Below are 14,430 nucleotides of genomic sequence, written 5' to 3' on the forward strand. Positions count from 1 at the left end.
AACAATGAAGGGAAGATTCTGCCATGAGCCGAAACACCCTGCCTGTTCTGACGGTGGTTCTGGCAATTTTCCTGCTTTGGTACATAGCGGCAATCTTCCTGAATGCTGCGTGGGCGCACGACAAGGCGACCCGCAGCGGCGAGGTGCTGACCACGCAGACGTTGGTTGCCGATACATGGTCACAGGAGAAACCGAAGCTACCGGCACCGCATCAGGTGGGAGCAGAAATTTGGAAGACCACTGTTGAAAAGAAAATTACCTCCAAAAGATCGCTGATTTATCATTCCTGGGTGACGTTGAGCGCGACATTGATTGGATTTGCGCTGGGGACGGGGCTCGGCATCGCCCTTGCCGTTGGGATTGTCTATAATCGCACCATGGATATGTCTGTGATGCCTTGGGTCATTGCCAGTCAGACCATCCCGATTCTGGCGATCGCTCCGATGATCATCGTCGTGTTGAACGCAGTGGGGATATCGGGGCTGCTGCCCAAAGCGATGATATCGATGTACCTGTCCTTTTTCCCGGTCGTGGTGGGGATGGTCAAAGGTCTGCGCAGTCCGGATGCGATGCAGTTGGATCAGATGCGCACGTGGAATGCGAGCGCAACCCAGACGTTCTGGCGGCTGCGCTTGCCGTGTTCGATGCCGTTTCTTTTCACTTCCCTGAAAATTGCCATGGCGGCATCACTGGTCGGTGCCATTGTCGGCGAATTGCCGACCGGTGCGGTTGCCGGTCTCGGTGCACGTTTGTTGGCGGGCAGTTACTACGGGCAGACAATTCAGATCTGGTCGGCGCTCATCATGGCGGCAGCCTTGGCAGCGGCGCTGGTGGCACTGATTGGCTTCGTTCAGCGCATGACCCTGAAACGGATGGGCATGGCATGATGTGGCTGGTGTTCGCCTTTGGCGCCTGGGCCCTGGGGTGGTGGGTAAATGCACGCCTGGCAGCTTTGCCGCGCACGCGGGTCACCGGCCTCGTCGTCCCGTTGATCTTCGGCCTTACGTTGATCGCCATTTGGGAAGGGGTTGTGCGCGGGTTCGATATAAGCGCTGTTTTACTGCCCGCTCCTTCCATGATTGCAGCGCGCTTTGCCGCGTCGACTGCGATCCTCTGGGAGGATTTCGTTCAAACCGTCATCAAGGGCGCGCTGACCGGCTATGTTTCGGGCTGTGGGGCGGCCTTTCTGGTCGCCATCCTTGTGGACAGGTTCGATTTCCTGCGCCGGGGGCTTCTGCCGGTGGGCAACTTCGTTGCTGCCCTGCCGGTCATCGGTATGGCGCCCATTCTGGTCATGTGGTTCGGCTTTGACTGGCAGTCCAAGGCTGCCGTGGTTGTGGTAATGGTGTTCTTCCCCATGCTCGTGAACACGGTACAGGGATTGGCCGACAGCTCCGCGATGCAGCGCGATCTGATGCGCACCTATGCCGCGGGCTATTGGACCACCTTGCTGAAGCTTCGATTGCCCGCCGCGATGCCCTTCATCTTCAATGGGTTGAAGATTGCCAGTACACTGGCGCTTATCGGGGCCATTGTTGCCGAATTTTTTGGCTCCCCCATACGTGGAATGGGGTTTCGGATTTCCACATCGGTGGGACAGCTTGCGCTTGATCTGGTCTGGGCGGAGATTGTTGTCGCAGCGCTAGTGGGATCGGCGTTCTACGGGATCGTTGCGCTGATCGAACGGATGGTGACCTTCTGGCATCCGTCCCAAAGACACTTATAAAAGACCAAACAAGGAGAGTATGATGAAAACGATATCGACACTTGCAGCGGGGGCTGCACTTGGGGTGTGGGGGATGGCCGCACAGGCGGCCGATGACGTGACACTACAGTTGAAGTGGGTCACGCAGGCGCAATTTGCAGGCTATTACGTCGCGCTCGACAAGGGCTTTTACGAAGAGGAAGACCTGGACGTCACGATCAAACCGGGCGGGCCGGATATTGCGCCGACCCAGGTGCTGGCAGGCGGCGGCGCTGATGTGACCGTGGAGTGGATGCCCGCAGCACTGGCCGCACGTGAAAAGGGTCTTGGCATGGTCAATATCGCGCAGCCCTTCAAATCGTCGGGCATGATGCTGACCTGCCGCAAGGATGCCGGTGTTGCGAGTACGGATGACTTTGCCGGTAAAACGCTGGGGGTCTGGTTCTTTGGCAATGAATTCCCTTTCCTCAGCTGGATGAGCAAGCTTGATATCCCGACCGACGGATCCGACAACGGCGTGACAGTTCTCAAGCAGGGCTTCAACGTCGATCCGCTCCTGCAAGGGCAGGCCGCCTGCGTATCCACAATGACGTATAACGAGTATTGGCAGGTCATAGATGCGGGGTTGACCCCTGAGGATCTGACTGTCTTCAAATACGAAGAGCAGGGTGTCGCGACTCTCGAAGACGGGCTCTATGCGTTGGAAGAAAACCTTGCTGACCCGGCGTTTCAGGACAAGATGGTGCGGTTTGTGCGTGCGTCGATGAAGGGCTGGAAATATGCCGAGGAAAATCCCGACGAGGCGGCTGAAATCGTGCTCGACAACGATGCCAGCGGTGCGCAGACGGAAGAGCATCAGAAACGCATGATGGGTGAGATTGCCAAACTGACGGCGGGCAGCAATGGCGCGCTTGATCCGGCGGACTACGAACGTACCGTGGCTTCCCTGCTGTCGGGCGGCTCGGATCCGGTCATCACCAAAGCGCCCGAGGGCGCCTGGACGCATATGATCACCGACAAGGCGCTCAACTAAGCGGTTTTGTGCAAGTTACGTGGGAAGGCCGGCGTTTTGCCGGCCTTTTTGCGTTCCCGGTACTGGACTTTGCGACCCGGAACGCCATTTCACGTTCTAAGCCAAGGGAGTAGCCGGATCGTGAGTAATATGGAAAGTCTCGAAGGTCAGTTGACGGAAAAAGAGCGCCAGGCGCGTGTACATGCGAAGGCATTGGCGTCCATCAAATCCGCAGAAGTCAAACGGGAAGCGAGCGGCTACGCGGTTATGGCGAGCGCTCTCAGCTATGGAGAGGGGGCAATGGGCGACGGGGTCTTCGGCAAGATCAGCCATGCTGCAAAGCTTTTCTGTATCCTCTTCGCAATGCTGGTGCCCAGCCTGCTGATCTGGAGCCTCTTGCTCTGAGCATTCCACTCCAGGCGGGGCCGGAAGGCGACAATATGAAGCGCATTCCTTTCGAGAATGGTTTCAAAGTAGAATTCAAACGTTGATCAACAAAAAAAACCGGCCTGATCCAGGCCGGTTTTCCGTCGTGTTTTACAGCTGGATTATGCCAGCGCGATGTTTGTCGCGCTTTCGCGGCCGTCACGGCCTGCTTCGATGTCGAAAGTCACTTTCTGGTTGTCCGCCAGACCTGTGAGGCCTGCGCGCTCAACAGCAGAGATGTGTACGAACACGTCCTTGCTGCCGCCGTCAGGTGCGATGAAGCCGAAGCCTTTTGTGGTGTTGAACCATTTCACGGTGCCTGTGGCCATATCCGTGGTCTCCTTTAAAAGTGCCATCCGCGTGTGTGCGATGGCCTGGCGAGGTCGGTCTGGATCGAAGACTGACCGCCCGATTAAGAGACAGCAGGTCGAAAAAGAATAACGTTTGCGATGCGGCATATGACAGATGGGGAACAAACTGGCAAGAGAAACCGGATGTGAAGGGGCTGGGTCGGCCTATGTTTGTCGGAATATTTCCTTACCGTGTAATGCGCTAGCCGCGCTGCTTCGAAAGCGGGCTTCCGGCGGGCATCCGTGAAGAGTAAGGCAACAGCGCCGGCCGCTGTGGGGGCGATTTCGTCATGGCTTGCCGGGTCATGCCCGCGATGATCAGGGTCGCCGTCAGGCCAAGACCGACAAGAACATAGAGCCCCAGCGCGGTCAGGAAGCTCACCTCGAAAAACACCAAAGCGAGCAAAAAGGTGAAAAAGCCGCACAGTCCTCCAACCAAGGTAGAAATGATCGCCATTTCTTAATCCTCCTTAGTACTTGTACCAAGCGGGAGGTTGATCAAACGTTAATATGGGGGCGAAAATGCGCTGGAGCTGGGCAACTTCTTTAATCTAAAGCGCGACAATGTCAGGATTTGTCCCGATGGCCGGTAGATATCCAGAGGCCGATCCACGCAACCTGTTGTGGCTGGATGGGCAGCAGCTGCTAAATACTGTCCCACTTTTGGTGCATCTCAACGTCAGCTTCGACCGAAAGGCAGGCAATTAACTAAAATCTTAAAGAGTTTCGAAAACTCTGCCGCACCGCCAGCACATCCGCGCTCGTACCTGAGTTAGAGGCCCACAGTCAACCGCGTCACCTGCCGTCTGCCCATGCTTTGCAGGGTAATGACCCCTATCTCACCATATGCTTGCGGCGCCTCGCCCGTACCCCCGAGCTCCGCCCATATCGTACGCAGATTGCCCTTGTTGCCGATCCAGATCACGGTGCCCTCCGGGTGGGCGCGCGTCATTGTGGCACCGGCGCGTTCCTTCGGGATGATCGTCACGGGCAGATCCAGCGCCTTTGACAGAGGCTCGGCGGTTTGCAGATTGCGGGAGATGTCGGGGCTGTAAATCGCGTCCAGTTCATAGTCCGCCAAGGCTTGGGGCAAGAGCGCAGCGCGCGCCAACCCCTGCGTGTTGAGGATTTCGCCTGTCCTGTCCGCATGACGCACCAGAATAACGGTAGTGCGGGCCGAATAGGGCACGGATTGCGGCGTGCAGGCCGCAAGAAGGGTGCACATGGTCAGGCCGGTGAGGAAAGCGCGACGTATCATGGCCATAGTCTTGCCGCCGGGCATCCGCATTTCAACTGCTTTGATTGGTCCGACCGACACCGACCGCAGAAAAAGTTAAGAAAGTTCCGAAAAATCGCATCAAGTGTGAACCGGATCACATACCTGAGGTGGAAAATACCGCTAGATAGAGATGTGAGCCGGGGTGATTTACCTCCTCGGAAGTGGAGTAACGATTGTGACCAGAGTACCTGATTTAAATGACGACCCCCGGGGCATTTCCCCGGATTTCACCCCGGTTCCGCGCACCTCTTCCTGGCGTGCAACGGGGCGCAGCCCAGTCAACCGTCGTCCCGGTCCGAAATGCCCCTCTACCTGGCGTTTCACCGACTGGGCTGCTCTCTGACTAAAGGAACGCAGTTTCTCCCCCTGCGTTTCCTTCTTCCCTGACGGGTCGGTGTTTCACCGGCCCGTTTTTTTTCCTCCTTTGATCAAGCCGTCTGGCAAATGCCGTGTCGAGGTGCCAGAAACGGCGCCAGAGCAGGCAGGGGCAGGGTGTGCGTATGACCGATAGTATTGTGATGAACGGCGTGGTGATGGGCGTCGTCGCCACGGTGGCCATGGATGTCTGGGCGCAGCTCTTGCGGGCGCTCGCCGGGGTGCCCGCGCCGAATTGGGCGATGGTCGGGCGCTGGGTGGCACATATGCCGCGCGGTCAGCTCGTGCATGACGACATCGGCGCGGCGGCCCCTGTGCCGGGCGAGCTGGCGATAGGCTGGCTGTTTCACTACGCAGTGGGCATCGTCTATGGTGTGGCGCTGGCAGTGATCATGGGACCTGCATGGCTGGCGACCCCGACGTTTATCCCGGCCTGGATTTTCGCGGTGTTGACCGTGGGGTTCGGCTGGTTCGTGCTGCATCCCGGTATGGGGCTGGGCTGGGCCGCCTCGAAAACACCCAACCCGTGGCGGGCACGGGGGCTGGGCCTGGCCGCGCATACGGTCTTTGGGGTGGGCCTGTGGCTGGGTGCATTGCTCTGATCCAGTGCCCGGCGCAGCCGGGTGCATTGGCGGGCAGTGCATTGCATAGCAATGTGCGAGGGGCGCTTTCGTCTTACCCCTCGCGCGTGACGCTGTAGACCCAGTCGATATAGTCCTGGTTCGCGCCGTCGATGTTGAGGCGAATGATCGGCGGGACGTCATAGGGATGCAGGGCGCGGATGGCGTCTTCGGCCTGTTGGGCGAGTGCTGCCCGGGTTTTCAGCAGCAGCGGGTGTTCTTCTTCGTGCTCGAGTGTGCCCTGCCAGCGATAGCTGCTCTGGATCGCGGGGTAGCGGTTGGCGCAGGCGACGAAGCGCTGCGCGATCAGGGCCGCGCTGATGGTGTCGGCGGATTCAACCGTAGGGCAGTTGACCCAGATATCGATGATCGGCAGGCTGGTCATATTGAATGATTAAAGCATTGAAAGGGAGTCATTTCATGAAAAATCGCGTTATGGCGACGGTTGTGTCGTCTGTGTGTGCCGCAGTTTGTGCCACGGCGCTGGCCGCGGATCCGATCACCGATGCCATTTCCGGCAAGACGGTGAAGGACCCGCAGGGCAGCACGATCAAGTTCGCCAAGAACGGGCGGCTGACCGGGAAGGTGGGGCCAAAACAGAACGTGGCACTTGAGGGCGCCTGGACGATCCGCGATGGAAAGTTCTGCCGGACGCTGCAGAAGCCCGAGCGTATTGCCGGGACGGCCTGTCAGGAGATCACGGTGCATGGCGACGGGACGGTGACGATTGTCGGCACGAACGGGCCGGTGGTCTGGACGATCCAGTAGGGTGATCAAGGCTTAAGGGCAGTTGAGCTAGTCACCGCGGAAACGTCCCGCTTTTTCGCCGCCCCCGACCGCCCCCCTGGGCGGGGGCGACTGCGTCTCCCCCGAGACTGTTGCCTTCTGCGGCCTCAAACTGTCCACTGGACAGTTTGCAAGACGGCCTCCGACCCGCGGTCGGGGGGCTGGTACGGCTAAGGAATTGGAGAAACCTTCATCGCAGAGACGATATCTCCTGCTGGATAGGCATCTTGCTGATCGTGCGAAGCAGATATCCACCGTTCAAATTCCGATACCATCACACTTTTCATGGCTGAATCCGATACGGTTGTCAGCCTCAACACCCAAAGTGCAGATACACAATCTCTTTGGGCAATCTCTCGATTGCCCTCATGCGCTACCTGCCCACGCAAATGATGAAGCCGTCGTATCTCGTCGTTGATCAGTTCTGATTGCAAAGCTTCTAGGGCAAATGCCTTTCTATCCCTACCTGATCCAGTCTCAATTTCAATTGCAATCCAAAGGAATAGAAATCGCTCCCAGATGAGTTCAGATGAAACTGCGCGAGAGAAAAGTGCTTGACTGTCACGTTTCAATAGAGGCTTCAGCGCACTAAACCGGTTTACAACAAATCGCTCAAGACTGGATTCATCTTCACCCTTCCCTGTTAGTTGCGCCCAGAGCCGCCCCTCGGTTGGAACCAGAAAATCACCGCTGGTATAGTCGACCACACCAGAAAACCCTTCTGACACGGCAGCTCCCAGGCCAAAAACCAGCCGAAGCTGCCCCACAATCTCCTCAATGGTTTGTGGGGCAAGTTGAATTGCGCATTCTTTGCAATCAGTGGCCAACCGAATAAAGATTTGTCTACCACAGAAAAGGTTCATCCCTCGACCAAGCTGAAAATGCCAGCTATTGCGAAAAAATGGCGCCAGCTGATAGCGTAGGGCATAATGCGTGCCGTATTCCGATATAGAGAAGTCCAAAGCAAACTTGCAATCAAGGCCGAAGTCCAACTTTGCATTGTCAAATCTATCCATTGAAAGGTTGGTCGACCAAGCTGAGACATATGCGAACTTTTGGGGGTAGTGGCCAGACTCATCTATAGCTAAGTAAGTTAGCGGAAGCTCCTCTCCTGTTTTTGAGGCCAATAGCTTTTCGATTGAGTATTCCACCAGTTAGTCCCCGTTCAAAGAGATTGCATAACTTTCTAGATCAGGCAGAAGGTACGCATTGAGAGGTCTGCAAAACACTGATGAACGGGCCTTAAGACTCAACGAACAAACTTCTTATGTTTTAGCCGCTTCGGCTCAAGCGCATCTGCTCCGAGTCGCCGCTTCTTATCCTCTTCATAGTCCTCGAAGTTGCCTTCGAACCATTCCACATGGGCTTCACCTTCGAAAGCTAAAATATGCGTGCAGATGCGGTCGAGGAAGAAGCGGTCGTGGCTGATGACCACGGCGCAGCCGGCGAAGTCGACGAGGGCGTCTTCGAGCGCGCGTAGGGTTTCGACGTCGAGGTCATTGGTGGGTTCGTCGAGGAGCAGCACGTTGCCGCCCGACTTCAGCAGGCGCGCCATGTGGACGCGGTTGCGTTCGCCGCCTGAGAGCAGGCCCACTTTCTTCTGCTGGTCGCCACCCTTGAAGTTGAAAGATGAACAATAGGCACGGGAGTTGACCTCCGCGTCACCGAGCTGGATGAGTTCAGCCCCGCCTGTGATGGCTTCCCAGACATTGTGATCGGCGTTCAGGTCGTCGCGGCTCTGATCCACGTAGCTGAGATCGACCGTGTCGCCGTATTCGATGGTGCCCGCGTCCGGCTCCAGCTGGCCGGTGAGCATTTTGAAGAGCGTCGATTTACCCGCACCGTTGGGGCCGATTACGCCGACGATGCCGCCGGGGGGCAGGGAGAAGTCGAGGCCTTCGACCAGTTGCTTGTCGCCCATGTGTTTGGCCAGCCCGGTGACCTCGATGACCTTAGAGCCCAGACGCGGGCCATTGGGGATGACGATCTGGGCGCGGGAGAGTTTTTCGCGCTCGGAGGTTTCGGCCATCTCGTTGTAGGCGTTGATCCGGGCCTTGGATTTGGCCTGGCGGGCCTTGGCGCCCTGCCGCATCCAGTCCAGCTCGCGTTCGAGGGTCTTTTGGCGGGATTTGTCCTCGCGGGCTTCCTGGGCGAGGCGCTTGGCCTTTTGTTCCAGCCAGGCGGAGTAGTTGCCCTCGTAAGGAATGCCACGGCCGCGGTCGAGCTCGAGGATCCAGCCGGTGATGTCATCGAGGAAATAGCGGTCGTGGGTGACGATCAGGATGGTACCCTTGTAGTCGATCAGGTGCTGTTGCAGCCAGGCGATGGTCTCGGCGTCGAGGTGGTTGGTCGGTTCGTCAAGCAGCAGCATGTCGGGCGCTTCCAAGAGCAGCTTGCAGAGCGCCACGCGACGCGCCTCACCGCCGGAGAGGTTGGCGATATTGGCATCGTCGGGCGGGCAGCGCAGGGCCTCCATGGAGACGTCGATCTGGCTGTCCAGATCCCAGAGGTTTTCCGCGTCGATCTTGTCCTGCAACTGCGCCATCTCGTCGGCAGTCTCGTCCGAGTAGTTCATCGCCAACTCGTTGTAGCGGTCGAGGATCGCCTTCTTGTCCGCCACGGCGAGCATGACGTTTTCGCGCACGGTGAGGCTCTCGTCGAGCTTGGGTTCCTGCGGTAGGTAGCCGACGGTGGCACCTTCGGCATGCCAGGCCTCGCCCTGAAAGTCGGTGTCGAGGCCCGCCATGATCTTCATCAGCGTGGATTTACCCGCACCGTTTACGCCCACAACGCCGATCTTCACGCCCGGCAGGAAGTTCAGGTGGATGTTCTCAAAGCACTTCTTGCCGCCGGGGTAGGTCTTGGAAACGCCGGACATATGATAGACGTATTGATAGGCGGCCATGAGGATGCTCCTGTGCGCTGTGATCTTTTTTCCCCTGATACCGGCGCGTGCCGAGGGGAGCAATCCGTGATCCACATGGGTGAGGCGGCTCATGGGGTCGTGCACGGCGCCATCCTGCCCGGGGAGTCCCTCTTTTCGGCTGAAATGGTTTCATAGACGAACCGCGCTGAAAATGATCCTGATGTCTTATGTCCGGAACGGGGCGCACCTGGCTGACGGCACTGTCGACGATGGTCTGCAAGCGCACTTTGCCCGCGCTGGTATGGCTATTGGCACCACCCGGTTCGATCCGTGCGGAGGGATGATCCACCAACTCCCGTTGTTCCTTGCAGGGCTATCGCAAATACGTGCCTTGCCGCATAGGCCATCAATCCTGCTCGATAGAGCTTGCCCAGCTTCGCAAAAAAGTATCCCGCCGCAACCGGTCGAGAAAGACCAGAAGCCCCGGCCCAAGGCGGATTGGACGAATGATACCTTCATCTTCGGCGTCATTTCCGACTACCGGCGGCAGCCCGGTTTCAGCCGCCAGATCGGGACGGCTGCGCATTCCAGCCAGAAAATCGATCAGTAGTCCCGCCGCCTGCGGGGACTGTGCGGTTTGCGGGATCAGCGCCGTCCGCAGCATGACCGACACGAAGTCATCCATTTCCACCACCACAATGCCGGGTGTGTCCGCCAGCCGTGCCCGCGCATAAGAGCCCAGAACATTGTAAGCCAGCGCCAGATCGCCACGAGCCACCGCATCAATCATCGCCCCCGAGCAGCAATAAAGGCGCGTGTTCAGCCGTCCCATGACTTCGGTAAGGCGCCAGAAGCTTTCGGTGTTGCGCGAATCCTGCGTGGCAAAGAGGTAGCCCAGCCCTGAGATGCGCACGTCATAGGTGCCGATGCGCGTGTCGAAAACCTCGGGGTGATCGCGCAGCAGGGTGATCAGGCCCTCGCGGTTCTTCGGGATATCGAGCGTCTCAAAGGCGGCGGCGTTCAGCACAAGCACCGCGGGTTCTTGGGTGAAGGCAAACACCTGGTCCCGCCACTTTGCCCAGGGCGGCAGCGCGCCTGTTGCATCGGAGGTGTATTGCCGTGCCAGCCCGTCATTTGCCAGTTTGGTCTGCAGATCCATGGCGGAGGAAATGGCCAGATCGTATTGCGCACCCTCATCATAGAGGGCTTTCATCACCTGCGTGGAACTTGCCACATCATAGGTGATGGAGATCGGATAGATCGACTGGAATGCTTCGATGATCGGCTCGAAGACATCCGCATCTGCCGTTGAGAGGATGCGCAAGGCGGCCGTGCCGGGCGCGGGATAGCTGCGGCTTTCCTCGATCTCGAAGGCGTGGCCCAACGCCGCCCAGACACTCAGGAGCAGGGCAAGACAAGGGAGACGCATGCGCCACTTCCTTCCGGATTGGGACCGATTTCCAAAGTGCCGCCATGAGCTTCGGCCACGTCGCGCACGATGGTCAGGCCAAGGCCGGAGCCCACCACGTCCTCAACATTGGAGCCGCGTGAAAACCGTTCCGGCATGTGCGCGATATCCTCGGGCATGAACCCGCGTCCCTGATCGCAGACCACGAGCCGACAGGAGGGCCCGGATAACAGCCGCACGGTGATCTCCGTGTCAGCCGGTGAATATTTGATCGCATTGTCGAGGATGTTGCGCACAGCGTTTTGCAGCAGGATCGCATCGCCCTGCACCCGCATCGGGGCCTGCGGCAGATCAAGCACGATGGCAATATCCTTCAGATCCGCCGTGGGCGACAGCCGGTCCACTGCGTCGCGCAGCAGGTCTGCAGGATCGATCTCTTCGGTTTCCAGTTGGTCCGAGCGCAGCGTGACCATCGCATGATCCAGAAGCTGCCCGGCGGAGCGGGAGCTTTCATCCACTGCGCGGATCATCTGGCGCAGGGCGGCGCGGTTTTCCGGTTTTTCCATCTGCAGATGCACCATCTCCGCCTGCGTCCGCACGGTGGCGAGCGGCGTGCGGACCCGGTGCGCGGCCTCGACGATCAGGTCCTCGGAGCGGGTCAGCGCCGCGCGCAGCCGCGCGATGAAGCCGTTGAGGCCACCCACCAGCGGGGTCAATTCGCTTGGGGTCTCGGCAGTCACGGGCCGCAGGTCACGCGGACCGCGGCGCCGTACGGCCTCGGCGAGGCGACTGAGCGGTGAGAGCGCGTTTTGCGCGGCAAGGGCGCTGAGTGCTGTGGCCGCGAGAAAGAACACGACCCCGATGGCCGTGGCGGTTGTGGTAATGCGCGACGAGATCGCAGCAAGGCCCAGCCGGGTCTGTGCCACGACCACCTCGACCCGGTGGATGCGGTCCGCGACGTTCAGCGCGCGGCGCACCACCACGGCCCGCACCGTGTCCCCGCGATAAAGATAGGTCCCAAAACGGGGATCGCGCCCCGCGCCGCGCGCCGCAGGGACGGGCAGATCGTCGTATCCCGTGAGCGTCTGCCCATCGAGGATGACGTGGTAAAACACCCGGTCTTCGCTGACCGTGCCCAGCATCGATAGCGCGGAATAGGGGATTTCCACCCGCACGATGCCCGCATCCGTGTAGACCGCATCGGCGATGGATGTTGCGGAGGCGGCGAGGATATTGTCCTGGGTGGCCTCTGTCGCACGATCGGCCACCACCTGCAACGCAAAGAAAAAGACCACCGACAGAAGTGCCGCAACCAGTGCCAGTTGCACCACCAGCCGACGCCGGATGGAAACCTGGGCGACGGCAGTGCTCATTCGCGGCGCACCATGCGGTAGCCCAGCCCCCGCACCGTCTCGATGGTCGCGTCCGATACCGCCAGCTTGCGGCGCAGGCGGCCGACATAGACCTCAATGGCGTTTTCCGACACGTCATCGGCGAAAGAAAACAGTCGGTCCATCAGGTGGGACTTGGAAAAAATCTGACCGGGGGCCGCAAAGAACACTTCCAACAGCCGCATCTCGCGGTTGCGCAGCTGTTCGGAGCGTTCCCCCGTCGTAATCGTGCCCGCATTCGAATCGAATATGAGCCCCGCGAATTCCTTTTTATTGTCTGCGGCGCCGCCGAGGCGCCGCATGACGGCGCGTGCGCGGGCCTCCAGCTCGGCGAAATCAAAGGGTTTGGTGATGTAGTCATCGGCCCCAAGATCAAGAAGACCAACCCGATCCGAGACCTCCGAGCGCGCCGTCAGAACAATGACAGGCGTTGGATTATCCTGTGCGCGGTGGCGGCGCAGGAACTCGCGCCCGTCGCCATCCGGCAGCATAATATCCAGCAAAATCATATCGTAAGCGACTGTGCGGGTGGCCAGCTCCGCATCCGAGAGGTCGCCTGCGTGATCCACCACATGGCCGTCCACGGCAAAGCGCCCGGTCAGCGCGCGGGCCAGATCGGCATTGTCTTCGACCAGTAAAAATCTCATCTCGAGGGTGCGTTCTTCCTGCGTGACAGGTTGGTGTCAGGTTCCTAAAGTCATCTGACCACATGAAACGGGTGGAGACCCGTCAAGTCAAATGGGAGGAACCAATGACACAACGCTTTTTCAAGGCGCTCATGACGAGTGCCGTCTTGTCCGTGGGGCTGGCCGGTGGCGCCTATGCCGCAGAATGCATCGCGCCTGCGAACCCCGGCGGCGGCTGGGATTTCACCTGCCGCCAGATCGGCAAGATCATGTATGACATTGGTGCGGTGGAAAAACCCGTGCAGGTCACCAACATGCCCGGTGCAGGTGGCGGTCTCGCCTACAACCATGTGGTCTCCGAGCGTGCGGATGACTCTGATGTGATCATCGCGGCCTCTTCGGCCACCACCACCCGGCTGGCGCAGAACGCCTATGCGGGCATGACGGCGGATCAGGTCCGCTTTGTCGGTGCCATTGGCGCGGACCCGGGGGTAATCGTCGTGGCAGCGGACAGTGACTACCAGTCGCTTGGCGATCTGGTTGAGGCGATCAAGGCCGATCCCGGCTCTGTTGCCTTTGCCGGGGGCTCTGCTGTGGGCGGGTTCGACCACCTCAAGCCGTTGATGATCCTGAAGGAAGCGGGCTTCACCGACATCACAAAGGTCAAATACATCGGCGTTGACGGCGGCGCGGATGCCATCACCCAGACCGTTGGCGGCTTTACCCAAGCCATGACCGGTGACATGTCCGAGGTTGTCTCCTTCCTCGCAAATGGCGACATCCGCGTGATCGCGGTGCTCACCGAAGAGCGCGTGCCAGGCTTTGACGACATCCCCACCGCCAAGGAACAGGGCTATGACGTCGTCGCGGTGAACTGGCGCGGTCTTTACGTGCCCAAGGACATCTCGGACGCCAAGTTCGACGAATGGGCGGGCAAGCTGCAGCAGGTCGCGGACAGCGACGCCTGGGCGCAGGCCATGGTCGACAACGGGCTGGCCCCCTTCACCAAGGTGGGTGGCGACTTCCAGGCCTATGTTGATGGTCTCGTGGCCGAGATCAACGCCATGTCCAAGGAACTGGGGGTTCTTCAGTAATGGCCTCGGACCGGATCTTCGGTCTGGTCTGTCTGATCACGGCGGTCGCGTATATCGCGGCCGCCTTGCAGATCCAGACGAACCTTTTCTCGGGTGAAGTTCTGCCCAAGCTCTTTCCGCTGTTGATCGGCGGGGTGGCGGCGCTCTGTTCACTCACCATCATGTTCAAACCCGACCCGGACCCGGATTGGCCGGTCGGTCGCACCTGGCTGGCGATGGGTGTGGCGGTGCTGGTGCTCTGCATCTATGCCGTGATGATCACACCACTGGGCTTCATCCTGCCCACCGCGATTGCCGCAGGCATCCTGAGCTATCAGATTTCACCGAACGTGAAGCCGGCGATTGCAGCCGGTGTCGGACTGTCGCTGGGGCTGTTCGTTCTGTTCAAATTTGCGCTCGGGCTCGGCAATATCGTGGCCTACAAGGTGCCCACGGCGGCCAAGCTCTGGGACGCGCTCGCCATTCTCATTCCATTCGTCGGAGGGCATTGAG

General features: G+C 59.4%; 17 protein-coding genes. 8 read left to right on the top strand and 9 right to left on the bottom strand.

The genetic code is table 11. The features are described from left to right. The first annotated feature begins 23 nt into the window (after positions 1-23). From ISX84_RS07075 to ISX84_RS07090, 4 genes are all read left to right on the top strand, one after another. Positions 24-887 (top strand): ABC transporter permease, encoded by an 864-nt coding sequence (locus tag ISX84_RS07075; protein ID WP_195819645.1) that lies wholly within the window; start codon positions 24-26, stop codon positions 885-887. Further along, a complete protein-coding gene (locus ISX84_RS07080) occupies positions 884-1,726 on the top strand; it encodes an ABC transporter permease (protein WP_195819646.1) in 843 nt (280 codons plus the stop codon). The genes ISX84_RS07075 and ISX84_RS07080 overlap by 4 nt, the downstream gene beginning before the upstream one ends. Positions 1,727-1,748: 22 nt before the next feature. After that, positions 1,749-2,738: an ABC transporter substrate-binding protein gene (locus tag ISX84_RS07085; protein ID WP_195819647.1), complete on the top strand. Its 990-nt coding sequence runs from the start codon at positions 1,749-1,751 to the stop codon at positions 2,736-2,738. Between the two features lie 129 nt (positions 2,739-2,867). Next, positions 2,868-3,122 carry a hypothetical protein gene (locus ISX84_RS07090; RefSeq protein WP_195820265.1) on the top strand — a complete coding sequence of 85 codons (255 nt, stop codon included), beginning with the start codon at positions 2,868-2,870 and terminating at the stop codon, positions 3,120-3,122. A gap of 143 nt (positions 3,123-3,265) precedes the next feature. Here ISX84_RS07090 and ISX84_RS07095 read toward each other — a convergent pair whose 3' ends face one another. From ISX84_RS07095 to ISX84_RS07105, 3 genes are all read right to left on the bottom strand, one after another. After that, positions 3,266-3,472, bottom strand: coding sequence for a cold-shock protein (locus ISX84_RS07095; RefSeq protein WP_007117950.1), 207 nt, complete (start codon positions 3,470-3,472; stop codon positions 3,266-3,268). Positions 3,473-3,695: 223 nt separating this feature from the next. Beyond that, complete coding sequence (locus tag ISX84_RS07100) at positions 3,696-3,950, bottom strand: hypothetical protein (RefSeq protein ID WP_195819648.1); 255 nt, start codon at positions 3,948-3,950, stop codon at positions 3,696-3,698. Positions 3,951-4,265: 315 nt separating this feature from the next. Further along, positions 4,266-4,751, bottom strand: coding sequence for a histidine phosphatase family protein (locus ISX84_RS07105; RefSeq protein ID WP_195819649.1), 486 nt, complete (start codon positions 4,749-4,751; stop codon positions 4,266-4,268). A gap of 521 nt (positions 4,752-5,272) precedes the next feature. Between ISX84_RS07105 and ISX84_RS07110 the strand changes: the two genes are divergently transcribed. Next, positions 5,273-5,749 carry a DUF2938 domain-containing protein gene (locus tag ISX84_RS07110; RefSeq protein ID WP_195819650.1) on the top strand — a complete coding sequence of 159 codons (477 nt, stop codon included), beginning with the start codon at positions 5,273-5,275 and terminating at the stop codon, positions 5,747-5,749. A gap of 73 nt (positions 5,750-5,822) precedes the next feature. Here the strand turns inward: ISX84_RS07110 and cutA are convergent, their stop codons facing one another. Then, entirely contained in the window at positions 5,823-6,152 is a 330-nt protein-coding gene (gene cutA, locus ISX84_RS07115; protein WP_195819651.1) for a divalent-cation tolerance protein CutA, read from the bottom strand. 35 nt (positions 6,153-6,187) lie between these two features. Here cutA and ISX84_RS07120 point away from each other — a divergent pair, with 35 nt between their 5' ends. Further along, positions 6,188-6,535, top strand: coding sequence for a hypothetical protein (locus tag ISX84_RS07120; protein ID WP_195819652.1), 348 nt, complete (start codon positions 6,188-6,190; stop codon positions 6,533-6,535). 188 nt (positions 6,536-6,723) lie between these two features. On the opposite strand, the gene ISX84_RS07125 is transcribed toward ISX84_RS07120, so the two are convergent. The 5 genes from ISX84_RS07125 to ISX84_RS07145 all read right to left on the bottom strand — a co-directional run bounded on the left by ISX84_RS07125 (position 6,724) and on the right by ISX84_RS07145 (position 12,865). Next, positions 6,724-7,704: a hypothetical protein gene (locus ISX84_RS07125; RefSeq protein WP_195819653.1), complete on the bottom strand. Its 981-nt coding sequence runs from the start codon at positions 7,702-7,704 to the stop codon at positions 6,724-6,726. Positions 7,705-7,802: 98 nt separating this feature from the next. Continuing rightward, on the bottom strand, positions 7,803-9,458 hold the full coding sequence (gene ettA, locus ISX84_RS07130; RefSeq protein WP_195819654.1) for an energy-dependent translational throttle protein EttA: 1,656 nt from the start codon (positions 9,456-9,458) through the stop codon (positions 7,803-7,805). A gap of 367 nt (positions 9,459-9,825) precedes the next feature. Then, positions 9,826-10,848: an ABC transporter substrate-binding protein gene (locus ISX84_RS07135; protein WP_195819655.1), complete on the bottom strand. Its 1,023-nt coding sequence runs from the start codon at positions 10,846-10,848 to the stop codon at positions 9,826-9,828. Next, complete coding sequence (locus ISX84_RS07140) at positions 10,818-12,200, bottom strand: sensor histidine kinase (RefSeq protein WP_195819656.1); 1,383 nt, start codon at positions 12,198-12,200, stop codon at positions 10,818-10,820. The genes ISX84_RS07135 and ISX84_RS07140 overlap by 31 nt, the downstream gene beginning before the upstream one ends. After that, the gene (locus tag ISX84_RS07145) at positions 12,197-12,865 is read right to left on the bottom strand and encodes a response regulator transcription factor (protein ID WP_195819657.1); all 669 of its coding nucleotides are present in this window, start codon (positions 12,863-12,865) and stop codon (positions 12,197-12,199) included. The genes ISX84_RS07140 and ISX84_RS07145 overlap by 4 nt, the downstream gene beginning before the upstream one ends. A gap of 104 nt (positions 12,866-12,969) precedes the next feature. Between ISX84_RS07145 and ISX84_RS07150 the strand changes: the two genes are divergently transcribed. Next, positions 12,970-13,938: a Bug family tripartite tricarboxylate transporter substrate binding protein gene (locus tag ISX84_RS07150; protein ID WP_195819658.1), complete on the top strand. Its 969-nt coding sequence runs from the start codon at positions 12,970-12,972 to the stop codon at positions 13,936-13,938. Beyond that, positions 13,938-14,429 (top strand): tripartite tricarboxylate transporter TctB family protein, encoded by a 492-nt coding sequence (locus ISX84_RS07155; RefSeq protein ID WP_195819659.1) that lies wholly within the window; start codon positions 13,938-13,940, stop codon positions 14,427-14,429. The genes ISX84_RS07150 and ISX84_RS07155 overlap by 1 nt, the downstream gene beginning before the upstream one ends. Position 14,430 lies beyond the last annotated feature (1 nt).

The organism is Roseobacter sp. MH60115 (assembly GCF_015644665.1).
Taxonomy (GTDB): Bacteria; Pseudomonadota; Alphaproteobacteria; order Rhodobacterales; family Rhodobacteraceae; genus Roseobacter.